Origin of the sequence: Sphingopyxis sp. H073, assembly GCF_001468395.1 — a bacterium.
In the GTDB taxonomy this organism is placed as follows: Bacteria; Pseudomonadota; Alphaproteobacteria; order Sphingomonadales; family Sphingomonadaceae; genus Sphingopyxis.
Genome location: NZ_LNSG01000014.1, coordinates 57233 through 80848, shown reverse-complemented (window position 1 = coordinate 80848; position 23616 = coordinate 57233). Strand labels below are relative to the sequence as shown.

Below are 23616 nucleotides of genomic sequence, written 5' to 3'. Positions count from 1 at the left end.
TTAGGGGGGGGGGGGCGGCGGCAATGTCCGTAAACGACCGATTGCGGACGTGCACCGTCTCTGCAATGCTGTGTCATGGGGGAGTTTCTATGACTGTTTCTATACCAATTATGCCGGGGCCTGCCGAGGAAGAATTGCGCCTGCTAGCTGACCGGATCGGGCATTCGCTTCCGGCAAGCTACCTCGATTTTGTGCTGCTACACGACGGCGCCGAGCCCGAGGCAAACAGTATAAAAACGTCGAATAATGAAATTGGGATTTCACGATTCATCCCTGTGTGTGAGGCATCCAATCTTGGCGCAGGGATCGATGGGTTTCCTACCCGCGTAATACCATTCGCTGAGGACGATTGTGGAAACTACTTCTACGTCGCGCCGCTGACTGGTTCCGTCCATTTCTGGGATCATGAATTAGAAGGACCAGATGAGCAGGTGGCAGAGAGCGCAATGGCCTTCGCGGAAAAGCTGACACCATTTGACGTGTCGGCTGTGAAGCTCGCTCCGGGGCAAGTCAAAAGCGCTTGGATCGATCCGTCGTTCACGCCCGAGTTCTGACGTCCGCTCCCCACCCCATTTCGGTCGGTCAGACGCCGACGCCTTTACATGACCGCTATCGACCGGAAGGCGACATTTCCAGCATCGTCATCCTGAACTTGTTTCAGGATCCATGGTCCGTCGCCTCCTTCACCGCAGCGGCCGATGAAAGGTCAGCCCATGGATGCTGAAACAAGTTCAGCATGACGAGAATTGAAAGGCTGGAAACCACCCCAAAGCGGACATGCGCGATCGTCGGCGCGCGCGTGCCGAACTGCTTTATCCTTGCAACACGCCGCAGGCTCCCCACATCGCCCCTATGGCGAAACGGAGCCTCTACCAGCGCTTGCGGCGTAATGCGCAGGTTCGCCTCGCGCTCTTCCTGCTCGGCGTGCTGCTGATCGTCGCCGCGCCGGTCGTCGGCGTGCTTCCCGGCCCCGGCTTCATCATCCTCTTCCCCGTCGGCCTGATGCTCTGCCTCCAGAACAGCGCGTGGGCGAAGCGGCGCTATGTCCGCTTCAAGCGCAGCCACCCGCGCTACGGCGAGCGCGCCGACCGGATCATGCGCCGCGTCAGCGCCGCGCGGCGGCGGGCACGGGCCGCCCTGGAGTCGCTTGATGGCGATTGACTTTGCACCGAATCCCGCTTATCGGCGCGTCCAACAGTGGCCGCCCACGTCTGGCGGCCCTTTTCTGTTACGGCATTTGACAAGATCTAGGGAAAACCGCGATGAAGCGCACCTATCAACCGAGCCGCCTCGTGCGCAAGCGCCGTCACGGCTTCCGCGCCCGCAAGGCCACCGTCGGCGGCCGCAAGGTTCTGGCCGCTCGCCGCGCCCGCGGCCGCAAGAAGCTGTCGGCCTAAGCGCCGGCGCTTCTGCGCCAGCCCGTCTGGTGCGAACGCTATCGAAACGCAGCGAATTTCTGGCCGCCAACCGCGGCCTTCGCTTCCCCATGCCCGGCTTTGTCCTGCTCGTCCGCCCGCGCGGCGATGGCGACGATGAGCCGGGCGTCGGCTTTACGGTCAGCAAGAAGGTCGGCAACGCCGTCACTCGCAACCGGATGAAGCGGCGCTTCCGCGAACTTGCGCGCGCCGCGCTTCGCGAATCGGGCATCGCGGGCGCCGACCATGTGCTGATCGGGCGCCCCGGCGGCAACGACATCGCCTTTGCCGAACTCGGCGAGCATCTCGATTCGGCGCTGAGGCGCGCGGCGAAGAAGCTGGCGGCGAAGGCGTTATGAGCGTTGCCCTTCTCCCTTATCGTCACCCCGGACTTGATCCGGGGTCCATAACCACCGCGGTCGCATGGGCCCCGGATCAAGTCCGGGGTGTCGAACAAAGGGCAATCGCGAATGAAGTTCGGCAGTTTTCCGGTCTTTGTTCATGATCGCAAAGCTGCTCATCCTGATCGCCCGCGGCTGGCAACTCGGCCCGTCGCGCATCCTGCCGCCGACCTGCCGCTACGCCCCGTCGTGCAGCGAATATGCGATCGTCGCGCTCAAACGCCATGGTGCGATCAAGGGTGGCTGGCTCGCGACAAAGCGGCTATTGCGCTGCCATCCCTGGGGCGGTCACGGCTACGACCCCGTGCCTTGAGCGCGGCCTATCCCGATATTTTGAGACGAAGAGAGACCGAAGAGCGTGGACGACAAGCGTAACTGGATCACGGCAATCTTGCTGTCGGCGGCCATCCTGCTGGGCTGGAACTTCGTCGCGCAGAAATTCTTCCCGACTCCGACGAAGCCCGACGTGACCAAGACCGTCGCGGGTTCGCCGACCGCGGCGACCGCCACGCCGGGCACGCCCGCCACGCCGCCGGCAACGGGCGCGACCCCCGCCGCGCCCGCCGTGCAGGCGATCGTCCCCGTCGAAGCCGCCGTCGCCTCGGCCAACCGCGTGCCGATCGAGACCCCGGCGCTCGCGGGCTCGATCAACCTCGCCGGCGCGCGCATCGACGATGTGACGCTCACCAAATATCGCCAGACGATCAAGAAGAACGCGCCGCCGGTGCGCCTCTTCGCGCCGGGCAACACCAAGGCCGCCTATTTCGCGAGCGTCGGCTGGGCCGCGCAGGGCATCGAGGTTCCGGGCCCCGCGACGGTCTGGTCCGCGTCGGGCGCCAAGCTGACCCCGACGACGCCGGTGACGCTGAGCTGGTCGAACACGACCGGCCAGACGTTCCGCATCGAATATAGCATCGACGCCAACTATCTGATCACCGCGAAACAGACGATCGCCAATAGCGGCGCGGCACCGGTCAGCGCAAGCAGCTTCGCGCTGATCGACCGGCTCGGCAAGCCGACCGATCCGCACGAACAGGACAGCTGGACGATCCATGTCGGGCCGACCGGCTATCTCGACGGCAAATCGGTGTTCGACGTCAATTACAAGGATCTCGACGAGGGCACGGCGGCGAAATATGATTCGGCCGGCTGGCTCGGTTTCACCGACAAATATTGGCTCGCGGCGGTCGTCCCGGCCAAGGGCGAACGCGTCAGCGCGTCGATCACCTCGCCCGCAGCCAACAATTACCAGACGCTGTTCGCCCGCAATTTCGCCGAGGTCGCACCCGGCAAGCAGATCACGACGACGACGCGCATCTTCGCGGGCGCGAAAGAGGTCTATACCCTCCAGCGCTATGAGAAGGACCAGGGCATTACCCGCCTGTCGAACGCGATCGACTGGGGCTGGTTCGAATTTTTCGCGGTGCCGATCTTCAAGCTGCTCGACTGGCTGTTCCGCATGGTCGGCAATTTCGGCGTCGCGATCATGCTGCTGACGCTGATCATCCGCGGCCTGATGTTCCCGATCGCGCAGCGCCAGTTCCATTCGATGGCGCAGATGCGCCTCGTCCAGCCGAAGATGAAGGCGCTGCAGGAACGCTACAAGGACGACAAGCCGCGCCAGCAGCAGGAGCTGATGAAGCTCTACAAGGACGAGAAGATCAATCCGCTCGCGGGCTGTCTGCCGATCGTCATCCAGATTCCGATCTTCTATGCGCTCTACAAGGTGCTGATGCTGACGATCGAAATGCGGCACCAGCCCTTCGCGCTGTGGATCAAGGATCTGTCGGCGCCCGATCCGGCGCATTTCCTGAACCTGTTCGGCCTGCTCGACTTCACGCCGCCGTCGCTGCTGGCGCTCGGGCCGCTTGCGCTGATCCTCGGCATCACGATGTTCCTGCAATTCCGCCTCAACCCGCAGGCGACCGATCCGGTGCAGCAGCAGGTGTTCAAGATCATGCCGTGGATGTTCATGTTCATCATGGCGCCCTTCGCCGCGGGCCTGCTGCTCTACTGGATCACGAACAACTGCCTGTCGATCGCGCAGCAGCAGTTCATGTATCGCAAGTTCCCGGCGCTGAAGGCGGCGCCGGCGAAATAGAACCGCCCCATTGGCGTGTGCGTCCCCGCGAAGGCGGGGACCCATCTCCGGTGGTTTCGGACTTAAACAACAGGAGATGGGCCCCTGCCTGCGCAGGGGCACAGGCCTTATGACCGACGAAATCGATCCCGACCGAGCCGAACGCGCCCGCAAGCTGTTTGCGGGGCCGATCGCCTTCCTGAAATCGGCGCCCGCGCTCCAGCATCTGCCGGCGCCGACCGTCCCCGAGATCGCGTTCGCGGGCCGCTCGAACGTCGGCAAGTCGTCGCTGCTCAACGCGCTGACGAACCGCAACGGGCTGGCCCGCACCTCGGTCACGCCGGGGCGGACGCAGGAGCTCAATTATTTTGACGTCGGCGAACCGCTGGTGTTCCGGCTCGTCGACATGCCGGGCTATGGCTTTGCCAAGGCGCCGAAGGATGTCGTCAGGAAATGGCGCTTTCTCGTGAACGATTATCTGCGCGGCCGGCAGGTGCTGAAGCGCACCCTGGTGCTGATCGACAGCCGCCACGGGATCAAGGACGTCGACCGCGAGGTGCTCGAAATGCTCGATATCGCCGCGGTCAGTTACCGCCTCGTGCTCACCAAGACCGACAAGATCAAGGCGAGCGACCTTGCCGCGGTCCACGCCGCGACCGAGGCCGAGGCGCGCAAGCATCCTGCCGCGCACCCCGAGGTGATCGCGACGAGCAGCGAAAAGGGCATGGGGATCGCCGAGCTGCGTACCGCGGTGCTGGAGGCGGTCGAGAGCTAATCTCTCCCCTCCCGCTTGCGGGAGGGGACGGGGGAGGGCATGTCACGGGAATTGGGCTGAAACAGGCCCTCCCCTAGCCCCTCCCGCAAGCGGGAGGGGAATCCGGAGGCGACATGAAACTGTTCATCGGCAACAAGGCCTATTCGAGCTGGAGCCTGCGCGGCTGGCTCGCGGTCAAGCATAGCGGCCTGCCCTTCGAGGAGGTGACCGTCCCGCTCTATGACGAGGATTGGTCGAAACGCCGCGAGGGCGACGAATTCGCGCCGTCGGGCGGCAAGGTGCCGATCCTGTGGGACGGCGACGACATCGTCGTCTGGGACAGCCTGGCGATCATCGACTATCTCAACGAAAAGACCGGCGGTACGCGCGGCTATTGGCCCGACGATATGGCCGCGCGTGGGATGGCCCGCTCGATGGCGGCCGAGATGCATTCGAGCTTCGCGGCGCTGCGCCGCAATCACAGCATGAATATCCGCCGCATCTACCCCGCGGCCGACCTGCTGCCCGAGGTGCAGGCCGACGTCATCCGCATCCTGCAGATCTGGGCCGAAGCGCGCGCGCGCTTCGGCGGCGAGGGGGATTATCTGTTCGGCGAATGGTCGGCGGCCGACATCATGTTCGCCCCCGTCGTCACGCGCTTCCTCACTTACTCGATCCCGCTCCCGCGCTTCGCCATCCCTTATTGCCAGGCGGTGATCAGCCACCCCTGCATGCAGGAATGGATCGGCGGCGCGCAGGCCGAGGACTGGGTCATCGAACAGTTCGAGATGGCCGGGCCCGACTGAGGCCATCGCCGCGTTGCGGGCGATGGCCGCCCATTATCTCACCGCCCGCAGGCGGGAGGGGAAACACGGGCTCGCTTCAAATGGTAGGTCCCCATCCGATCGGGACGATGCGATCAGAAGCTCAGCTCGTCGTAGATTTTCGACAGGTCGTGGTCCCACGGCCCCTCGTAGCGGTCGAGCAGGTCGTGGGCGGGCGATTTGCCCGTCGCCGCGATGCGGCGCAGCGGTTCGAGGAAGCCGACCTCGTTGTCGCCCATCGAATTGACCTGTCCGCGCGCCGCGAGCCCCGCTGCGGCGATGTCGAGCACGCGGTGCGCGAGCTGGCCGACGGAGCCGCCGCCGGGCGCGGGGGCGTCGAGGCCTTCGCTGGGGACGGCATCGCGCAGCGCCTGCTGCTCCTCGATGCTCCAGCCCTTGACGAGATCCCAGGCGGCGTCGAGGGCGCCCTGGTCGTAGAGGAGTCCGACCCACAGCGCGGGGAGCGCGCAGATGCGGTTCCACGGGCCGCCGTCGGCGCCGCGCATTTCGAGGAAGCTCTTGAGCCGCACCTCGGGGAAGGCGGTCGAGAGATGGTCGGTCCAGTCGGAAAGCCGCGGCAGTTCGCCGGGAAGAGCCGACAGCTCGCCTTTCAGGAAATCGCGGAAGCTGAGGCCCGCAGCATCGATATATCGGCCGTCGCGGAAGACGAAATACATCGGCACGTCGAGCATATAGTCGACATAGCGGTCGTAGCCGAAGCCGTCCTCGAACACGAAGGGCAACATGCCGGTGCGCGCGGGGTCGGTGTCGGTCCAGATATGGCTGCGATACGACATATAGCCATTGGGCTTTCCCTCGGTGAAGGGCGAGCTGGCGAAGAGCGCGGTGGCGAGCGGCTGGAGCGCGAGCGAGACGCGGAATTTCTGCACCATGTCGGCCTCGGACGAATAGTCGAGGTTGGTCTGGATGGTGCAGGTGCGCAGCATCATGTCGAGCCCCATGCTGCCGACGCGCGGCATATGCTCCAGCATGATCTTGTAGCGGCCCTTGGGCATGATCGGCAGCTCGGCGCGCGTCTTGTCGGGCCACATGCCGAGCCCCAGAAAACCGAGCCCGAGTTCGGCGCCGACTTCCTTTACCTGCTTGAGGTGCCGCCCGGTCTCGGCGCAGGTCTGGTGGAGATTTTCGAGCGGGGCGCCGGAAAGCTCCAACTGCCCCGCGGGTTCGAGGCTGACGGTGCCGTCGCTGCCGGCAAGCGCGATGACATTCCCGCCCTCGATCACCGGCTCCCAACCGAAGCGCGTAAGCGCCATCAAGAGGTCGCGGATGCCGCCGGGCTCGTCATAGGAGGGGGCGCGGTGGTCGGCGGTGCGATAGACGAATTTTTCGTGCTCGGTACCGATCCGCCAGCGATCGCTCGGCTTCTCGCCCCTGGCCATGGGCGCCGCGAGCTGGTCGCGGCTTTCGATGATCGGATCGTGGCTGTCGGAAGCGGTGCGCGTGCTCATTTCGCGCCATCTAGACTATTCGGTATAGAATGCAATCGGGGTCATGAGGGGCGCCGACGGTGTCAGTTCACCGTGACGTCGAACGTTACCGCCATCGCTGCCGCGGGGGCCAGGGTCGCGGTGCTGGCGGACACGGTGGTTCCCGCGATCGCCGCGCCGAAGGGGTCGCTTTCGTCCGCTCCCGCCGCATCGTCGTCCTCGGCCGTGGTCGCGCCCGCGCAGCTCGTCCCGCTGCGCAGCGACCCCGGAACGAAGGTGGTGGTGGCAGGCAGGGGATCGGAAACGAGGATGCCCGTCGTGGTCGCGCTGCCGCCGTTGGTGACGAGCAGGCAATAGCGCATCGTCGCGCCGGGGACCGCTTTGGGGTTGGTGGTGCCGTTCAGCGGATCGCTGACAACGCTGCTCGTCTTGGCGATCAGCAGATTGCCGACCGGGCGGCAGAAGAGGAAGTCGTGGATCGCCATCCCCTGCTGCCCCGGATTGGCCGGAGCAAGGCCGTGGCTGCCATAGTCGATCGTGATGCTGTCCACCGGCGCCGCGAAGGTCACGGTCACGGTGCCGTCGGCGCTGGCGTCGGCCGACAGGACATCGCCATAGGCGGTGCTCCCGATGACATAGTTGGCGGTGCCGTTCGTCAGCACCGGCGTGACGTTCGTGCCGTTGAAGCTGCCCGTCACGGTGACGCGGTCGGCGAACTGCCCCGCTGCATAGTCGACGTCGAACAGCCGGAACTGCGCGCCCGGGACCGCGGTGGGCAGGGTGATCGTCGAGGTGACCGAGCCCGCCTGGCTGGTGAAATCGACCAGCTCGAAGATCGAATATTGCGCCGGAGACAGCGCGCCGGTGACGATATTCTGCCGGGTCGGCGACTGGCCGCCATAGGTCGCGTTGCTGAGGAAGGCGCCGCCGCTGATCGCGATGTTGAAGCCGGTCGTGCCGATCGCGGTCAGCGCATAGCTGCCGCTGGTCGTCCCCGCGCTCCACGTCACGGTGTCCCAGTCGAGCGTCGTCGTCCCGGCCGGGCAGACGAGCGTCGGCGGGGTTCCCGCGGTCCGCGTTCCGGCGACGGTGAAGCTCGCCGCGGCATAGTCGTCCTCGCCCGAAGCGCCGTTGCCGGGGGTCGAATCATAATCATAGGCCGAGGAGGCGCTGACCTCTGCGACGTTGGTGATCGTCGCGCCCGCGGTTGCCGATACGGTGCCGCTGATCGTCAGCGTGCGCGTCGTGCCCGGCGGGATGCTGCCGACGGTCCAGACCCCGGTGGTGCTGTTGTAACTGCCGAACCCCGACGCCCCGGTGAAGGTGACGCCCGGGGGGAGCATGTCCTGCACCGTCACGCCCGTCGCGGTGAGCGCCGAGGCGGCGGCATTGGTCACGCTGAGCGTATAGCTGATGCTGGCGCCCGACGAAGGGTTCGCGTTGCTCACCGATTTCGCGAGCGACAGGTCGGCATAGGGTGACAGCGGTACGCTGGTCAGGGTCAGGTCGGCGCGCGTGAAACTGCCGCTGTCGCCGTTCAGCGAGTCGCAGATCTGCAATTGCCACGTTCCGGCGGTTCCCTGTCCGTTGAAGTCGGCGAGCGCGCCCTCGGGGCGGAAGGTCCGCTGGTACGGCGGCGCCGCCGACGTGTTGTCGTTCGCCGTGTGGGTCGAGATGCTCGCCGCCGCGCTGTCGTCGAACAGCACGTTCAGATTGTCGGCGCCGGTGCCGACATTGGTGATGAGATTGACGACGGTTCCCGCAGGCGAGGTCAGCGTGACGCGAAGGTCGCCGCGATAGCTGTGGCCGAGCTGGACGCCGATATTGACGTCGGTAACCTGCGTGTTTGCCGCGACGGTGAAGGTGCGCACCATCGGCCCGGTACAGGGGGTGGCGGTTTCGCTGATCGTGCCGGCCGCCGTGTTGCTGTAGGTCGCGCTGGTCTGCGCCGCAGCGGGTGCAACGACGAGAGCCAGCGCCAGCCAGGCAAGCATGGTCGCCGCCCGCCTCAGCAGTGCCCGCCGGCCCCCACGCCAGCGACTTCGGCTCTGGTCCCGCCGTTGCATGAGCAGGCTTTGCGGCCGATATCCCTAATTTGAAGTTAATAACTGCCAGACTGGCAGCAATAATGTCCAGTTTTGGTACAGTTAGGCCCAATCGCCGTTTGCCGCCATCCAAACCCCGATTGCCGCGATCGCCGCGGTCTCGGCGCGCAGGATGCGCGGGCCGAGCGCGATGCGCCGGACCGCGGGGTGTGCGAGCAGCAGATGGCGCTCGGCGGTGGTGAAACCGCCCTCGGGCCCGGTCAGGATCGCGGCGGGGGGCGGCGCCGGGGCGACGGCGAGCGATTCGCCGCCCGCTTCGTCGGCGAAGAGCAGCGACCGCCCGGCGGGCCATGTTTTCAGGATCTGCGGCAGTTTCACCGGCTCGGCGAGTTCGGGAAGCGCGGTGCGCCCGCATTGCTCGCACGCCTCGACGATCTGCGCCTCGAGCCGCTCCTGCTTGACCCGTTCGACGATCGTCCGGTCGGTGATTACCGGTTGCAGCCGCGCGATGCCGAGTTCGGTCGCCTTTTCGATGATCCAGTCGAGCCGCGCCTTCTTGACCGGCGCGAAGCAGAGCCAGAGATCGGGCACCGCCTCGCGCGGGCGCATCAGCGCCTCGATGGCGATGTCGAGCGAGCGCTTGCCCGCGTCGGCGATGCGCCCGAGCCATTCGCCGCTGCGATTGTCGAACAGCAACAGCGGGTCGCCCACCCTCAGCCGCATGACGTTCAGCAGATAGTGCGCAGCCGCGCCGTCGATGTGCGGCGCGGCGTCGGGGCCGAGCGGCTGGTCGATATAGAGGCGGGGCGTGCTGGCGGGCGGCCAGGCGGGTGTCGCGGGCATGGCGCCGCGATAGCAGAGCGCGCGGCGCGGCGCATCTGCCGCGTTGGCGCCGTGCCCGGATCGCCGACCTGTCCCGATACGGGCCAGAATTCCCGCCGATATGCGCGCATGTCGAGGGGGCCGATTAGCGATTTGGTAAGCAGTTTCCCCCTAGGTGCGAGGATACCAGTCGCGCATCTGGGTGGGTGGTGCGTCTGGACCAAGAGGGGTTTAGACCATGCGAGGGACCATTTTGAACGGCCTCAGGGCCGGCGCCTCGAAACTTCTGCGCGACCAGCGCGGCAACGCCATGATGCTGACGGCGGCTGCGATCATCCCGGTGATCGGCATCGTCGGTTCCGCGGTCGACATCGGCCGCGCCTATATGGCGCAGCTTCGCCTGCAGCAGGCGTGCGACGCCGGCGTGCTCGCCGGCCGCCGCGCGATGGCCGGCGGCAGCTATGGCGACCCGCAGAAGGCCGAAGCGAACAAGATGTTCAACTTCAACTACCCGACTGCGATGTACGGCAGTACGGGCATATCCTTCTCGTCGGTGCCGGTCGGGACGTCGTCGGTCGGCGGCACCGCGGCGGCGACGCTGCCGACGCTGGTGATGACGATGTTCGGCAAGGAGAATTTCGCGCTATCGGTCAATTGTGAGGCGAAACTCGAAATCTCGAGCACCGACGTGATGCTCGTGCTCGACGTCACCGGGTCGATGGACGATCAGATCGCCGACAGCGACGCCGGCGGCGGCGCGACGATCGCGAAGATCGCGGCGCTGCGCAACGCGGCCAACCTTTTCATGACGACGATCACCTCGGCCGAACGCGGCGATGGTCGCCTGCGGATCGGTGTCGTGCCCTACAGCGGCACAGTCAACGTCGGGGCGATCCTGCAGTCGAGCTGGATCGCCGACACCGTCACCGTGCCGTCGCGGCAGCCGAATACCGCCGCGCTGTGGACGACGACGGGTAACACGAGCAACAACAGCAGTACGAATCCGTCGAGCTGGTCGGGTTGGTCGGCCACGCAAACGATCAACAATACGACGAATGCCAACTGTACGAAAGGCAGCGAGACGATCACCGGCACCGCGTCGACGACCGTCAACGGCCCGAACACCTCGGGCGACACGCGCACGACGACGACGACGACGACGACGCCCTACACCGACTATCAGTACCGGAATCAGTCGTTCAACAGTTCGACCAAGGTCTGCACGCGCCAATACCGCTCGCGCACCTACTCGAGCAGCACCGTCCAGACGAAGACCGAGAAATATACCTACACCTATCTCGACCGCACCTTCGACGTGTCGTCGGGGAAGAACATGTCCACGTCGCTTTCGTTCAACACCGGGACGGCCGGGGCGAGCCAGTCCGCGCCGTGGACCGGCTGCGTGATGGAGCGCGCCACGAACGCATTTGCGTCGAACGCCGCGCCGCCTGCGAACACCTATGACATGGATATCGACCTGGTGCCGACGGCGAACGACGACACCAAGTGGCGGATGTTCATTCCCTATTTCGTCTATTCGCGTTCGTCGCCGACCAATGTGAACTCGACCACCAACAGCACCAATTTCGGCAAGCAGTCGGAGAATTTCGGCGACACGGGTGCCTGTCCGGTGCCGGTCATGAAGCTGACCAACATGGACGATGCGGGCAAGACCGCGTTCACCACCAAGATCAACGGCCTGAAAGCCCAGGGTTATACCTATCACGACAGCGGCATGGCGTGGGGCGCCCGGCTGATCTCGCCCGACGGTCTGTTCGCTGCCGAGAATGGCAATTACATGGGCCGCCCGGTCGGACGCCACATCATCTTCATGACCGATGGCGAGATGAACACGCCGCGCACCAATTATTCGCATCAGGGCCTCGAGCAAGTGATGCAGCGCATCGGTGCGACCGATAACTCCGATGCGATCGCGCGCCACACCAACCGCCTCAGCTATCTGTGCGCGGCTGCGAAGCAGAAGGGCATCGTCGTCTGGATCATCGGCTTTGGCGTCGACCTCGACGACGCCAAGAATGCGAAGCTTGTCGCCTGTGCATCGTCGGGCAAGGCCTATGAAGCGGGCAGCAGCGCGCAGCTCGCCAGCATCTTCTCGCAGATCGCGCAGCAGATTTCGCGCCTGAGGCTGTCGCAATGACGCGCCGGTCCAGCCTGCTCCGCCGGCTTCGCGACAGCGAGCGCGGCGCGGCGCTCGTCGAGTTCGCCTTCACCGGGCCGCTCTTCATCCTGCTGCTGATGGGCATCTTCGACTATAGCTGGCAGATGTACGCAAAGCAGGTGTTGCAAGGCGCCGTCGCAAAAGCGGCGCGCGATTCGACGCTTGAAACGGGCGGCGCCAGCCAGACGGCGCTCGACGATGCGGTGGAGACGGCGGTGGTGAAAGTATTCCCCCACGCCGAAGTGACCTTTGCCCGCCGGGCCTACGACAATTTCAGCGAGGTCGGGAATCCCGAACCGTTCAACGACGACAATGGCGACGGTGCACACCAGAACACCGAATGCTTCGAGGATGTGAACGGGAACGGCGTCTGGGACAGCGACCGCGCGCGCGGCGGCAACGGCGGCGCCGACGACGTCATCCTCTACACCGTCGAGATGAAATTCGATCGCGTCCTGCCCGTATGGCGGATGCTGGGTCAGCCACAGGAAACCACGTTGAGGGAGACAACGGTGCTACGCAACCAGCCCTTCGCCGTCGGGTCCGATGCCAGCCCGGTGCGCTGTCCATGAGCGCGCGGCGGACCATCGCGCGCGCGATCATGCGGCGGCTGCGCCGCGATCGCCGCGGCGCCGTGCTCGTCGAAATGGCGTTCACCGTGCCGTTGCTCGTCCTGCTCGGCTTCGGGGGGATCGAGATCGCCAACCTCGTGCTCGTGCATACGCGGGTCAGCCAGATCGCGCTCGGCGCCGCGGACAATGCGTCGCGCATCGCGACGGGCGACTCCTTGTCGCAACCGATCATTCGCGAGATCGACATCAACGAAGTCTTTTCGGGTGTCGAGAAACAGGCACGCAACATGGATTTCGAACGCCGCGGCCGCGTCATCCTGTCGAGCCTCGAACGCAACACCGACGGCGGGCAGTGGATTCACTGGCAGCGCTGCTACGGCGACCTTGGGGTTCAGTCGAGCTTCGGCGCCGCCGGCGACGGCGCGACGGGCAACGCCTTTCCGGGCATGGGGCCGACGGGCAAGGAAGTCACCGCCGCCGCGGGGACCGCGGTGATGTTCGTCGAAGTCTATTACGACTACCAGCCCTTGCTCTATGGCAAATGGCTGGGATCGCAGCGCATCCACACGACGGCCGCGTTCAACGTCCGCGAAGCGCGCGACCTGAGGGAAGGGTTCAACCCGACCCCGACCGGCACGGTCGCCAGCTGCACCTGATCGCGGCCGGGTCCATCCAATCAATCATTTATCCGGCTCGCGCCGCCTGCTAGGGCGCGAGCCGATGACCGCCGCGCCACCCGACAGCCAGTTCCAGGGTTTCGTCGCCCTCCTGCCGGCCGGCGCGCGGCCCTACGCGTTGCTCGCGCGCTTCGACCGGCCGATCGGCTGGTGGCTGCTCTATTGGCCGTGCGCCTTCGGCCTCGCGCTCGCGGGCGGCGCGCTCCATCACTGGCCCTTGTTCCTCTGGCTGCTGCTCGGCGCGATCGCGATGCGCGGTGCCGGCTGCGTCTATAACGACATCGTCGATCGCGATCTCGACGCAAAGGTCGCGCGCACCGCGTCGCGGCCCGTCGCGAGCGGGGCGGTCTCGGTGCGCAACGCGCTGCTGTGGACGATCCTGCTGTCGCTGGTCGGCCTGCTCGTGCTCGTCCAGTTGCCGCGCGGGGCGCAGATCGTCGCGCTGGGGAGCCTCGCGCTCGTCGCCGCCTATCCGTTCATGAAGCGGATCACCTGGTGGCCGCAGGCTTGGCTCGGGCTGGTTTTCAGCTGGGGCGCGCTCGTCGGCTGGATCGCGGTCGGCGGCGGCGCCAATAATGCAGACGGGGGGCTCGGGCTGCCGCTTCTCTATGCCGGCTGCATCGCGTGGGTGATCGGTTATGACACCATCTATGCGCTGCAGGATATCGAGGACGATGCGCTGGTCGGCGTGAAGTCGAGCGCGCGCGCGATGGGCGCCCATGTGAAGGGCGGCGTCGGTTTCTGCTACGCGGCGGCGCTCGCCTGCTGGGCGGGCGCGCTGTGGAGCGTGCGGCCCGATCCGCTGGTGTTCGTCGCGCTCGTCCCCGCGGCATTGCACCTGACGGGACAGGTGGTGACGCTGAACCCGGCCGATGGCGCCGACGCGCTCGCCAAGTTCCGCAGCAATCGCTTTGCCGGACTTCTGGTGTTCGCGGCGATGCTGGTGGTCGGCAGCGCGCCCTGATCATTCGGCCGCGAGCAGTTCCTCGGCGCCGCCAAGATCGACCGAGACGAGGCGGCTGACGCCCTTCTCGATCATCGTCACCCCGAACAATCGGTGCATCCGCGCCATGGTGACCGCATTGTGGGTGACGATCAGGTAGCGCGTGTTCGTCTCGCGCGTCATGCGGTCGAGCAGGTCGCAGAAACGCTCGATATTCGCGTCGTCGAGCGGGGCATCGACTTCGTCGAGGACGCAGATCGGCGCGGGGTTGGTGAGGAACAGGCCGAAGATCAGCGCGACCGCAGTCAGCGCCTGCTCGCCGCCCGACAGCAAAGTCAGCGTGCCGAGCCGTTTGCCCGGCGGCTGCGCCATGATTTCGAGCCCGGCCTCGAGCGGATCGTCCGAATCGACGAGTTCGAGATGCGCCTGGCCGCCGTTGAACAGCGTCGTGAAGAGCCGCTGGAAATGCTCGTTCACCGTCTCGAACGCCGCGAGCAGGCGGACGCGGCCCTCGCGGTTCAAATTGCCGATCGAGCCGCGCAGACGGTTCACCGCCTGCGTCAGTTCCTCGATCTCGGCGGCGTTGCGTGTCCGCTCGGTATCGAGTTCGGCGAGCTCGTCGGCGGCGACGAGATTGACCGGGCCGAGCCGCTCGCGCTCGGCGATCAGCCGGTCGTGCTGCGCCGATTCGTGCATCGCGTCGCCGACGCTGTCTTCCTCGAATCCGGCCTTCCTGGGCAGCAGCGGTGGCGGGCATTCGAAACGCTCGCCCGACAGGCGGCCCATCTCGACGCGGCGCAGTTCGGCATTTTCGGAGCGCGCGACCGCGCCCGCGCGGGTTTCGCGCGCGGCGGCGACGCGCTCGCGGATCGCGGTGAGCGCGGTTTCGGCTTCGCGGAGCGCGGCTTCCGCCTCGCGCTCGCGCGATTCGGCGGCGCTCACCTGTTCGCGAAGGGTGGCTTGTTGCGTCTCGGCCGCGCTGCGCTCGGCGGCGAGCTTTTCGGGGACGTCGGCGAGTTTCGCGGCTTCGGCGGCGAGGGCTTCGGCGCGTTTGTCCATTTCGGTAACGCGGCGCGCCGCCTCGCCGGCGCGCGCTTTCCAGCTCTTGATCTCGGCGCTGACCACCGCCTGCCGTTCGCTCAAGGCCGCGAGGGTGCGTTCGTGTGCCGCCAGCGCGTCGCGGGCTTCGCCGGCGTCGGTGCGCGCGCGCTCGGTCGCGGCTTCCTCGGCATCGAGCGCGGCGCGCGCGATGCTGTCGTCCGGCAATGCGGCCAGCGCGGCTTCCTGCGCCGCGAGCGCGTCGGCGGCTTCCTTCGCGGCCGCGGCGACCTCGGCAAGCCGGCGATCGAACATCGCGGTCGCGTCGCGGTGGCGGTCGAGCGCGGCCTGTGCCTGGTCGGCGGCGCGCAGCGCGGCGCGGCGAGCCTCGTCGGCCTGCGCGAGCCCCTTGCGGGCTGCCGCGGCGGCTTCGGCGAGTTCGCCCGCCCTGGCGGCCGCGGTATCGCGGCGATCCTTCAGTTCCTGCACGCCGAGTTCGACTTGCGGACGCTGCGCGGCGAGCGCGTCGAGGCGGTTCTGGCGTTGCAGCCGCTCGGTCGCCGTCGCGCCGTCGCCGCGGGTGACGAAGCCGTCCCAGCGGCGCATCATGCCGCCCGTCGTGACGAGGCGCTGGCCGACCGCGAGCGTCTGGCCGCCGTCGCTTTCGGCAACCGCGACCTGGGCAAGGCGGCGGGCGAGTGCCGCGGGCGCGGTTACGAAATCGGCGAGTGATTGCGTTCCCGCGGGAAGCGCCGGATCGTTCTTGCCCTTGTCGGCGCCGCCCCAACTCCGCGCCGCGTCCTTTGCGGTGCCCGCATCGAGATCGTCGCCCAGCGCGGCGGCGAGCGCGGCTTCATAGCCCGGCGTCACGCGAAGCTGGTCGAGGATGCGGTCGTCGTCGCTCTTCGCGGCGGCGAGCGCGCGTTCGAGCGTCGCCGCCTCTCCGTCCAGCGCGGCGAGCGCGGCGCGGGCTTCGGCGAGACCGGCTTCGATGGTGGCGAGATCGGCGGCGGTCGCTTCGCGGTCGGCTTCGGCGTTCTGCAAGGCGGCTTCGGCCTCGGCGATCGCAGCTTCGGCCGCTTCGGCCGCCCTGGCGCTTTCGGCCTCGGTCGCGGCGAGCGCGGCGCTGTCGCCGAGCGCGGCGATTTCGGCATCGACGCGCGCCTTGTCCTGCGCCACGCGGCGGACGGCGGCTTCGGCGGTGTCGCGCGCCGAGACGGCGATGCGGCGGTCGGCGGCTTCGCTCGCGGCCTTGGCGCGCGCCTGCGCCAACGCGACTTCGGCATCGCGGAGGCGCGTCTGCGCCGCTTGGTTGGCCTCGACGAGCGCGGCCTTGTTTGCGTCGTGCGCGGCGATGTCGCGCTCCAGCGTTTTGCTCTCGGCGTCGAGGCCGGTGAGCGCGGCGTGCGCTTCGCGCGCGAATTCGCCTTCGCGTGTCCGGTCGTCGGCGAGCCGCGCCTGTTGCGCCGCCAGATCTTCCAGACGCTGCCGCGCCGCGCGTTCCTCGCCCTGCAGGCGAACGAGCGTCGCGGTCGCCTCGGCGAGCGCATCGCGCCGCGCCTGCGCCTCGGCGCGCGCGGCGCCGACGCGCGTCGCGACCTCGACCTGCGCCGCCGAGACGGTCTCAAGCTCGGCCTGCGCGGTTTTTACCGCGGCTTCGGCGGCGTCGGCGTCGCGGCGCGCCTGATCGGCGGCGGCGGCGGCGTCGCGCCAGCGTGCATAGATCAGCCGTCCTTCGGCGACGCGGATATCCTCGGACAGTTTCTTGTATTTTTCGGCGGCGCGCGCCTGACGCCGGAGCGCGTTCGCGCGCACCTCCATATCGGCGACGATTTCGGAGAGGCGGCCGAGATTGGTTTCGGTCGCGCGCAATTTCTGCTCGGCGTCCTTGCGGCGAACGTGCAGGCCCGCGATGCCCGCCGCTTCTTCGAGCATTGCACGGCGGTCGGTCGGCTTGGCGGCGATGACATTGGCGATCTTGCCCTGGCTGACGAGCGCCGGGCTGTGCGCGCCGGTCGCGGCGTCGGCGAAGATCAGCGCGACGTCCTTTGCGCGCACGTCGCGGCCGTTGGCGCGATAGGCGCTGCCCGCGCCACGCTCGATACGGCGGATAATTTCGATCTCGTGGCCCTCGCTCGCGTCCGAAAGCCCCGCGACGACGCCGCCCTTGGTATCGCAATGGATCGCGACCTCGGCGAAATCGCGGGGCGGGCGCCGCGTGGTGCCCGCGAAGATCACATCCTCCATCCCGCCGCCGCGCATCGACTTCGGCGAGGATTCGCCCATCACCCAGCGGATCGCCTCGAGCAGGTTCGACTTGCCGCAGCCATTGGGGCCGACGACCCCGGTGAGGCCGGGTTCGATGCGCAGTTCGGTGGGTTCGACGAAGCTTTTGAAACCGGTCAGGCGCAGCCGCTTTATCTGCACGGAAAGCTCCCGTGCAGGTCGTCGAATCGCGGCTGTTGCAACCTTTGCGTCACAATTCCCCCTCGCACCGTCATGACGCGCCGGAGGGGGAGTCGCAAGGGGTTAGAAAGGCTCCTCCCCGCGGGCTCGCCGCAGGGAGGATCGCCGGCGTTCAGCGTGCGCCCATCGTGCGCAGGCGGTCGCGCAGCAGGCCCCAGGTCGCGATACCCTCGGCGACCTGGCCGTTGATGACGAAGGTCGGGGTGCCCTGGATCGTATATTTCTCGACCGCGGCATTGGTGCCCTGTTCGAGCTTCGAGATATTGTCGATATTGCCGAGGCACGCGTTGATCTGTTCGGCGGTGACGCCGCGCGACTGGAAGAAGGCGTCGAGCTTCCATGCCTTGGCGAGCGCCGGGAAGCGCTGCGCCGGGGGCAGCTTCATCGCCGCTTCGCCGCCCGCGGCATTCGCCTGCGCGCCCGCGAAGAGGTCGGCCTGCGAGGCGAAGACATTTTCCTGCAGCGGGAAATAGCGGTCGACCGGGCCGCAGCGGATGACCGCGGCCGCCATCGCGTCGAGCGGATCGCGGATGAAGTTGCGCACCTCGAGGCTCACCCGGCCGGTGTCGATGAAGTCGCGCTTGATCTCCTCGTGGCTTTCCTTCGAGAATTCGGCGCAGTGCGAGCAGGTCAGCGAGGCGAATTCGATGATCTTGATCGGCGCGTCGGGGTTGCCCATCAGATAGCCGCCGTCGGCGGTCTGGCTGACCGTCGCCGACCAGCTCTTGCCCGCGGGCGCCGCGACCTTGGCAATGACATCCTGTTCCTTGGCGGGGTCGGTCTTGCTTTCGCCGCAACCCGCGAGCGCGAGCGCGCCGAGCGAGGACAGGAGGAGGATACGCAGCAGGGCCTTCGTCATGGTCGGTTTCTCTCCGGACAGGGGATATGGTGGCTTCTTAGGAGCCCTTCAGGGCGGCGTCGAGTTTCGTTTTGAGCGCGGTCCACTGGACCACGGCGGCGTTGCGGCCGTTGATGAAAAAGGTCGGGGTGCCCGCGACGCGATCGGCGTTCTGGCCGATGTTGGTCATCCCCGCGATCTCCGCCTGCGCGACCTCGCTGTCGAGGCATGTGCCGATCTGCGCCGTAGTATAGCCGCGCTTCTGCATGATCGCGGTGAGCCCGGTGTCGGCGGCGATCCTGCGCGCGCGGTCGCCGAGGCTGCCCTGATACCAGCTTTTCCTCTGCGCTTCGGTCGCCTTGGCGACCTTGCCGAGCCAGACCGGCTGCGCCGCGAAGATCGCGTCGTGATTTCCGGCGAAGGCAGCCGGCGCGCCGCAGCGCGCGAGCAGCGCGGCGGTCATGTCGACGGGGTCGCGGACGAGGTTGCGATATTCGAACAGCACCAGTCCCTTGTCGATATAGAGGGTGCGCAGCGGGACGGTGCCGGCCTTGGCGAATTCGGCGCAATGGCTGCACGTATAGCTGAAATATTCGACGAGCCGGACCTTCGCGTTCGGGTTGCCGACGATATAGGCGCCGATCGGGCTGGTTTCGACCTTCGCCGACCAGCGGACGGGCTGCGCGGGCGTGGCGGCGGCGAACAGCGCGAGCGCGGCGGTGGCGGCAACTGCGACGGCGATGTGGCGGACGGGCGGGAGAAGTCGGGACATGCGTGGCCTTCAACTGATCCGGGGGAGCTTCGGCGCCGACGCCAGCCCCGCCGCCATGCGTTCGAGCACGGTACGCAGTTCCGGGTCGCCGATATCGCGAAGGCTATCCCCCAATTCTTCGGGTACGGGTTTGAGCATTGCGGGCGGCTGAACGGGGGCGGCGGGGGTCACCTGACCGTGCGTCATCCGCACCGTGGCGATCGCGGCATAGCCGAAGAAGCGGTTCACCGCGGCGATGATGTCGGGCGACACATGCTGGAGCATCGGGGCGTGCGCGCCGCTGATCGTCAGGTGCAGCGTGCCGCCCGCCTTCTGCCCGGCGGGGAAGCGGATCATCGCGGGCTGGGTGACGTCGGCGAGCCGGTCGCCGACGATCTCGCGCCAGCGGCTGACCACCGACGACTGGATGAAGCCGAATTTGCGGAAGGCGGTGCGGCCGATTTCGGGGACGAGGTCGGCGATCGAGCGCGCCTCGCCGCCGCGCGGGCGCTCATAGGGCTTGGCGTCGGGCTTTTTTGCCGCCTTCTTCTTCGGCTTTTCGCCTTTGGGAGTGTCCGCTTTCGCCATCGCCGCCGCCATGCCATAGGCGGGGGGTGAGCGTCCAGACTTCAGGCAGCATCGACAGTTTCGCCGCGCGTTTGCTCGGCTGGTACGACCGGTCGGCGCGCGCGCTGCCGTGGCGCATTCCGCCGGGGAGCGATGCGGTGCCCGATCCGTACCGCGTGTGGATGGCCGAGATCATGCTGCAACAGACGACGGTCGCGGCGGTCGCCGGCTATTTCGAGCGCTTTGTCGCGCGCTGGCCGACGGTCGCCGATCTGGCGGCGGCCGACGACGCCGACGTGATGGCGGCCTGGGCGGGGCTCGGCTATTACGCCCGCGCCCGCAACCTGCTCGCCTGCGCGCGCGCCGTCGCCCGCGACCATGACGGGCATTTTCCCGATAGCGAAACGGGGCTGCGCGCGCTGCCGGGGGTCGGGGATTATACGGCCGCGGCAGTCGCCGCGATCGCCTTCGGGCGCCCGGCGGTGGTGATCGACGCCAATATCGAACGCGTGATCGCCCGGCACCGGCTCATTGAAACCCCGCTTCCCGCTGCCAAGCGCGCGATTCGCGCCGAGCTGGCGCCGCTGCTTCCCGGCGACCGGCCCGGCGACTTCGCGCAGGCGCTGATGGACCTCGGCGCGACGATCTGCACGCCGCGCGCGCCCGCGTGCGGCATCTGCCCGGTCATGGTCGACTGCCGCGCGCGGGGCCGCGCCGATATCGAGCGCTTGCCGGTCAAGCCCGCGAAAAAGGCGAAGCCGCAGCGCTATGGCGTCGCGCACTGGATCGAGCGCGACGATGCCATCTGGCTCGTCCGCCGTCCCGACAAGGGGATGCTCGGCGGAATGCGCGCGCTGCCCGGCGGTGCCTGGACCGACGTGCCGCCCGCCGAGTCCGGTATCGTCCAGGTCGATCATGGTTTCACCCATTTCGACCTTCGCCTGACGCTCGTTGCCCGCGAAAGCGAGGATGCCGCAGGGGAAGGCGAGTGGTGGCCGCTTTCGGCGCTTGACGCGGCCGGATTGCCGACGCTCTATCGCAAACTGACCGACAAGATGCGGGAGAGAATTTCATGACCATGATGGTTTCGCGCCGGGCGCTGCTGGGCGGTTTCGCGCTGGGCGGCGCAGGGCTGATGCTGCCGGGCGCGGCGCTGGCGTGGAAAGCCGACGGCGGTGCGGCCTATCCGGCGACCGCGGCCTTTATCGAGGGCTTCGTCGACCGGCGCGAACTCGCCGGGACGCTCGCCGCGATCGGCAAGGGGCAGGGCGCGCTCGACGTCTTCGGCGCGGGCACGCAGGCGATGGATTCGGCGCGGGCGGTCGACGGCGACACGATCTGGCGCCTCTATTCGATGACCAAGCCGGTCACCGGCATCGCGGCGATGATCCTGATCGAGGACGGCAAGCTCAAGCTCGACCAGCCGATCGCCGACATCCTGCCCGCCTTTGCGAAGATGAAGGTTCAGAACACCCCCGACGGCTCGCTGACCGACGTGCGCGATGCGAAGACGCTGATCACGGTGCGCCACCTGCTGACGCATACCGCGGGCCTCGGTTACGGGATCGTCCAGAAGGGACCGCTGCGCGACGCCTATAACGAGCAGGGGATTCTGGGCGGGCAGGTCAGCCGCCTGCCGATTCCGGGCTTGCCGGCGTCGAAGCCCGCGCCGAGCCTTGCCGAATTCGCCGACCGGCTCGCCAAGCTGCCGCTTGTACACGAACCCGGCACGCAGTGGAGCTATTCGGTCGGGCTCGACCTGCTCGGCCGCGTCATCGAGGTCGTATCGGGGCAGCCGTTCGACCTGTTCCTGAAGACGCGCCTGTTCGATCCGCTGGGGATGAAGAGCACGGGGTTTCAGGTCGCGGCGGCCGACGTCGGCCGGCTTTCGACCAACTATGCCCCCTTTGGTGGCGCCTTGCTGCCGATCGATCCCGCGACGAGCTCGATCTATCTCGACAAGCCGCCGATCCCTTATGGCGGCGGCGGGCTCGTTTCGACCGCGCGCGACTATGACCGCTTCCTCGCGATGCTGCTCGGCGAAGGCGAGACGGACGGCGTGCGGATCCTGAAGCCCGAGACCGCCAGGCTCGCGATGTCGAACCTGTTGCCCGCGGGCGCCTCGACAAAGAACAGCTTCGTCGAGGGCGAAGGGTTCGGCGCGGGCGGGCGCGTGTCGCTGCCGACCTCGCCGACGGGCGAGGGCGTTTTCGGCTGGGGCGGCGCGGCGGGAACGATCGGCTTCGTCGATCGCAAGCGCGGCTGCCGCGTCGGTGGCTATGCGCAATATATGCCCGCCGAGGCGCTGCCCTTCCAGCGCGACTTCGGGAAGAATTTCTACAAGGATGTGATGGCCTGATGCCGCTGCCGCTTGGTTTCACCGGAGCGCGGCTCGACCGCGCCGATCGCCTGCGTACCGATGCGGAAGCGTTTGCGGCGGCAACGCAGGATCCGCGCGCGACCTGTCTCGCGATGGACGGGATCGATCCGGTCCCCGGCGAGCGGGGCGGGTTGATCTGGGAACCGTTGGACCCCGCCGACGAGCGCGCGCTGCTGTTGCTCGGGATCGACGATGCCGGGGCGCCGCGCTTCGTCCACGCGCCCGCGCCCGGCACGCGCATCGACGCGCGCTCGCGGACGGTGATGCGGCTGATCCCCTTGCTGTCGCCCGAGGAGGCGGCGCTTTACGGCGGCGCCCGCAGCCTGGTCGACTGGCACGCGCGGCACGGTTTCTGCGCGGTGTGCGCGGCGCCGACCGGGATTTTTCGGGGCGGCTGGGGGCGGAAGTGCGACAATTGCGGTTCGGAGCATTTCCCGCGCGTCGATCCCGTGGTGATCATGCTCGCCGAATATCAGGACCGCGTGCTCGTCGGGCGTCAGCCGGGCTTTCCGCCGGGCTTCTTCTCGGCGCTCGCGGGGTTCGTCGAGCCTGGCGAATCACTCGAAGAGGCGGTGGCGCGCGAATTGTTCGAGGAGGCGGGGATCCAGGTGTCGGACGTGGTGTATGTGGCGAGCCAGCCCTGGCCCTTCCCCTCGTCGCTGATGATCGGCTGCCGCGCGGTCGCGCATGATACGGCGCTGACGATCGATACGACCGAGCTCGAGGCGGCGATGTGGGTCGACCGCGCCGAGGTGCGGGCCGCGCTCTCCGGCGAGATGGGGGCGAGCTTCATGGCGCCGCCGCCGCTGGCGATCGCGCGTTATTTGCTGGAGGATTGGGCGGGGTAGCTTCCTCCCTGTGGCGAAGCCATGGGGAGGTGGCAGCGCGAAGCGCTGACGGAGGGGCGACAACGCAGCGCTTCCGCCCCTCCACCATCCTTCGGATGGTCCCCCTCCCCACCGCTTTGCGGCAGGGAGGAGCATAAGTATCAGAATTTCTTGCCGGTGATCCGGCTGATTTCCTTGGCGACCATCGCCTCGACCATCGTCGGAAGGTTGGCGTCGAGCCATTCCTTCAGCATCGGACGAAGTGCCTCGATCACCACGTCTTCCATCGTGCGGCCGCCGGTCGCGGCGGCCGGGATCGCGGCGGTGACCGCGGGCGCGACCGCGGCGGTCAGCGCTTCGAGCGACTGGCGCGTGGCATCGGCGCTGGCGGCCGAGAGCAGCTCTTCCTCGGTCGGGATCACGGGCGGTGCATCGGCCATCGCATCATCTGGCGCTTCCCCTTCGTGAAGGTCGAGAACATCCTCGTTCGCGGCGGCGACGCGCTGGGCGCGGGCACCGGGAGCCTCGTCGCGCGCGATGACGCGCCGAATCGACGACAGGATGTCTTCCATCGATGGTTCCCGCGACA

General features: G+C 67.4%; 23 protein-coding genes. 15 read left to right on the top strand and 8 right to left on the bottom strand.

Translation table 11 applies throughout. The features are described 5' to 3' along the window. The 8 genes from ATE64_RS19455 to ATE64_RS19420 form a co-directional block, all read left to right on the top strand. A partial coding sequence (locus ATE64_RS19455; RefSeq protein WP_205626373.1) for an SMI1/KNR4 family protein occupies positions 1-554 on the top strand: 554 nt, incomplete at its 5' end. A 223-nt stretch (positions 555-777) separates the two neighbouring features. Beyond that, a complete protein-coding gene (locus ATE64_RS19450) occupies positions 778-1161 on the top strand; it encodes a hypothetical protein (protein ID WP_231729190.1) in 384 nt (127 codons plus the stop codon). Positions 1162-1262: 101 nt separating this feature from the next. Continuing rightward, the gene (gene rpmH / locus ATE64_RS19445; RefSeq protein ID WP_003046693.1) at positions 1263-1397 is read left to right on the top strand and encodes a 50S ribosomal protein L34; all 135 of its coding nucleotides are present in this window, start codon (positions 1263-1265) and stop codon (positions 1395-1397) included. Between the two features lie 29 nt (positions 1398-1426). Beyond that, positions 1427-1774 carry a ribonuclease P protein component gene (gene rnpA, locus ATE64_RS19440; protein WP_058810749.1) on the top strand — a complete coding sequence of 116 codons (348 nt, stop codon included), beginning with the start codon at positions 1427-1429 and terminating at the stop codon, positions 1772-1774. A gap of 142 nt (positions 1775-1916) precedes the next feature. Beyond that, positions 1917-2129 (top strand): membrane protein insertion efficiency factor YidD, encoded by a 213-nt coding sequence (gene yidD, locus ATE64_RS19435; RefSeq protein WP_058456758.1) that lies wholly within the window; start codon positions 1917-1919, stop codon positions 2127-2129. 45 nt (positions 2130-2174) lie between these two features. After that, entirely contained in the window at positions 2175-3917 is a 1743-nt protein-coding gene (gene yidC, locus ATE64_RS19430) for a membrane protein insertase YidC (RefSeq protein ID WP_058456759.1), read from the top strand. A gap of 109 nt (positions 3918-4026) precedes the next feature. Continuing rightward, positions 4027-4671, top strand: coding sequence for a ribosome biogenesis GTP-binding protein YihA/YsxC (gene yihA, locus ATE64_RS19425; protein WP_058456760.1), 645 nt, complete (start codon positions 4027-4029; stop codon positions 4669-4671). 113 nt (positions 4672-4784) lie between these two features. Next, positions 4785-5456: a glutathione S-transferase family protein gene (locus ATE64_RS19420; protein ID WP_058456761.1), complete on the top strand. Its 672-nt coding sequence runs from the start codon at positions 4785-4787 to the stop codon at positions 5454-5456. Between the two features lie 113 nt (positions 5457-5569). Here the strand turns inward: ATE64_RS19420 and ATE64_RS19415 are convergent, their stop codons facing one another. The 3 genes from ATE64_RS19415 to ATE64_RS19405 all read right to left on the bottom strand — a co-directional run bounded on the left by ATE64_RS19415 (position 5570) and on the right by ATE64_RS19405 (position 9810). After that, positions 5570-6943: a glutamate--cysteine ligase gene (locus ATE64_RS19415; protein WP_058456762.1), complete on the bottom strand. Its 1374-nt coding sequence runs from the start codon at positions 6941-6943 to the stop codon at positions 5570-5572. Between the two features lie 62 nt (positions 6944-7005). Further along, a complete protein-coding gene (locus ATE64_RS19410) occupies positions 7006-8916 on the bottom strand; it encodes a proprotein convertase P-domain-containing protein (protein WP_058456763.1) in 1911 nt (636 codons plus the stop codon). Positions 8917-9069: 153 nt separating this feature from the next. After that, the gene (locus ATE64_RS19405; protein WP_058456764.1) at positions 9070-9810 is read right to left on the bottom strand and encodes a 16S rRNA (uracil(1498)-N(3))-methyltransferase; all 741 of its coding nucleotides are present in this window, start codon (positions 9808-9810) and stop codon (positions 9070-9072) included. Positions 9811-10027: 217 nt separating this feature from the next. Here ATE64_RS19405 and ATE64_RS19400 point away from each other — a divergent pair, with 217 nt between their 5' ends. The 4 genes from ATE64_RS19400 (at position 10028) to ubiA (ending at position 14181) form a co-directional block, all read left to right on the top strand. Beyond that, positions 10028-11947: a pilus assembly protein gene (locus tag ATE64_RS19400; RefSeq protein ID WP_082657853.1), complete on the top strand. Its 1920-nt coding sequence runs from the start codon at positions 10028-10030 to the stop codon at positions 11945-11947. Continuing rightward, complete coding sequence (locus ATE64_RS19395; protein WP_058456766.1) at positions 11944-12540, top strand: TadE family protein; 597 nt, start codon at positions 11944-11946, stop codon at positions 12538-12540. The genes ATE64_RS19400 and ATE64_RS19395 overlap by 4 nt, the downstream gene beginning before the upstream one ends. After that, positions 12537-13196, top strand: coding sequence for a TadE family protein (locus tag ATE64_RS19390; protein WP_058456767.1), 660 nt, complete (start codon positions 12537-12539; stop codon positions 13194-13196). Before ATE64_RS19395 ends, ATE64_RS19390 begins: the two co-directional genes overlap by 4 nt. 64 nt (positions 13197-13260) lie before the next feature. Continuing rightward, the gene (gene ubiA / locus ATE64_RS19385) at positions 13261-14181 is read left to right on the top strand and encodes a 4-hydroxybenzoate octaprenyltransferase (protein ID WP_058456768.1); all 921 of its coding nucleotides are present in this window, start codon (positions 13261-13263) and stop codon (positions 14179-14181) included. Here the strand turns inward: ubiA and smc are convergent, their stop codons facing one another. From smc to ATE64_RS19365, 4 genes are all read right to left on the bottom strand, one after another. After that, positions 14182-17625, bottom strand: a complete 3444-nt coding sequence (smc, locus tag ATE64_RS19380) for a chromosome segregation protein SMC (protein WP_058456769.1) — start codon at positions 17623-17625, stop codon at positions 14182-14184. 151 nt (positions 17626-17776) lie between these two features. Continuing rightward, positions 17777-18523: a thioredoxin domain-containing protein gene (locus ATE64_RS19375; RefSeq protein ID WP_058456770.1), complete on the bottom strand. Its 747-nt coding sequence runs from the start codon at positions 18521-18523 to the stop codon at positions 17777-17779. Between the two features lie 37 nt (positions 18524-18560). Next, positions 18561-19274, bottom strand: a complete 714-nt coding sequence (locus ATE64_RS19370) for a thioredoxin domain-containing protein (RefSeq protein WP_058456771.1) — start codon at positions 19272-19274, stop codon at positions 18561-18563. Positions 19275-19283: 9 nt separating this feature from the next. Next, the gene (locus ATE64_RS19365; protein ID WP_058456828.1) at positions 19284-19841 is read right to left on the bottom strand and encodes a DciA family protein; all 558 of its coding nucleotides are present in this window, start codon (positions 19839-19841) and stop codon (positions 19284-19286) included. A gap of 26 nt (positions 19842-19867) precedes the next feature. Between ATE64_RS19365 and ATE64_RS19360 the strand changes: the two genes are divergently transcribed. The 3 genes from ATE64_RS19360 to nudC are packed head-to-tail and all read left to right on the top strand — an operon-like array spanning position 19868 to position 23048. Further along, positions 19868-20896: an A/G-specific adenine glycosylase gene (locus ATE64_RS19360; protein ID WP_058456772.1), complete on the top strand. Its 1029-nt coding sequence runs from the start codon at positions 19868-19870 to the stop codon at positions 20894-20896. Then, entirely contained in the window at positions 20893-22179 is a 1287-nt protein-coding gene (locus tag ATE64_RS19355) for a serine hydrolase domain-containing protein (RefSeq protein ID WP_058456773.1), read from the top strand. Before ATE64_RS19360 ends, ATE64_RS19355 begins: the two co-directional genes overlap by 4 nt. Beyond that, on the top strand, positions 22179-23048 hold the full coding sequence (gene nudC, locus ATE64_RS19350) for an NAD(+) diphosphatase (RefSeq protein WP_058456774.1): 870 nt from the start codon (positions 22179-22181) through the stop codon (positions 23046-23048). Before ATE64_RS19355 ends, nudC begins: the two co-directional genes overlap by 1 nt. Positions 23049-23188: 140 nt before the next feature. On the opposite strand, the gene ATE64_RS19345 is transcribed toward nudC, so the two are convergent. Continuing rightward, complete coding sequence (locus ATE64_RS19345) at positions 23189-23599, bottom strand: DUF2497 domain-containing protein (protein WP_082657863.1); 411 nt, start codon at positions 23597-23599, stop codon at positions 23189-23191. Positions 23600-23616: the final 17 nt, after the last annotated feature.

Coding starts and splice junctions, on each gene's coding strand:
- ATE64_RS19450 (WP_231729190.1), top strand. CDS start 778: ATGCGCGATCGTCGGCGCGCGCGTGCCGAACTGCTTTATCCTTGCAAC.
- rpmH (WP_003046693.1), top strand. CDS start 1,263: ATGAAGCGCACCTATCAACCGAGCCGCCTCGTGCGCAAGCGCCGTCAC.
- yidD (WP_058456758.1), top strand. CDS start 1,917: ATGATCGCAAAGCTGCTCATCCTGATCGCCCGCGGCTGGCAACTCGGC.
- yihA (WP_058456760.1), top strand. CDS start 4,027: ATGACCGACGAAATCGATCCCGACCGAGCCGAACGCGCCCGCAAGCTG.
- ATE64_RS19420 (WP_058456761.1), top strand. CDS start 4,785: ATGAAACTGTTCATCGGCAACAAGGCCTATTCGAGCTGGAGCCTGCGC.
- ATE64_RS19415 (WP_058456762.1), bottom strand. CDS start 6,943: ATGAGCACGCGCACCGCTTCCGACAGCCACGATCCGATCATCGAAAGC.
- ATE64_RS19410 (WP_058456763.1), bottom strand. CDS start 8,916: ATGCTTGCCTGGCTGGCGCTGGCTCTCGTCGTTGCACCCGCTGCGGCG.
- ATE64_RS19405 (WP_058456764.1), bottom strand. CDS start 9,810: ATGCCCGCGACACCCGCCTGGCCGCCCGCCAGCACGCCCCGCCTCTAT.
- ATE64_RS19400 (WP_082657853.1), top strand. CDS start 10,028: ATGCGAGGGACCATTTTGAACGGCCTCAGGGCCGGCGCCTCGAAACTT.
- ATE64_RS19395 (WP_058456766.1), top strand. CDS start 11,944: ATGACGCGCCGGTCCAGCCTGCTCCGCCGGCTTCGCGACAGCGAGCGC.
- ATE64_RS19390 (WP_058456767.1), top strand. CDS start 12,537: ATGAGCGCGCGGCGGACCATCGCGCGCGCGATCATGCGGCGGCTGCGC.
- ubiA (WP_058456768.1), top strand. CDS start 13,261: ATGACCGCCGCGCCACCCGACAGCCAGTTCCAGGGTTTCGTCGCCCTC.
- ATE64_RS19375 (WP_058456770.1), bottom strand. CDS start 18,523: ATGACGAAGGCCCTGCTGCGTATCCTCCTCCTGTCCTCGCTCGGCGCG.
- ATE64_RS19370 (WP_058456771.1), bottom strand. CDS start 19,274: ATGTCCCGACTTCTCCCGCCCGTCCGCCACATCGCCGTCGCAGTTGCC.
- ATE64_RS19365 (WP_058456828.1), bottom strand. CDS start 19,841: ATGGCGAAAGCGGACACTCCCAAAGGCGAAAAGCCGAAGAAGAAGGCG.
- ATE64_RS19355 (WP_058456773.1), top strand. CDS start 20,893: ATGACCATGATGGTTTCGCGCCGGGCGCTGCTGGGCGGTTTCGCGCTG.
- nudC (WP_058456774.1), top strand. CDS start 22,179: ATGCCGCTGCCGCTTGGTTTCACCGGAGCGCGGCTCGACCGCGCCGAT.
- ATE64_RS19345 (WP_082657863.1), bottom strand. CDS start 23,599: ATGGAAGACATCCTGTCGTCGATTCGGCGCGTCATCGCGCGCGACGAG.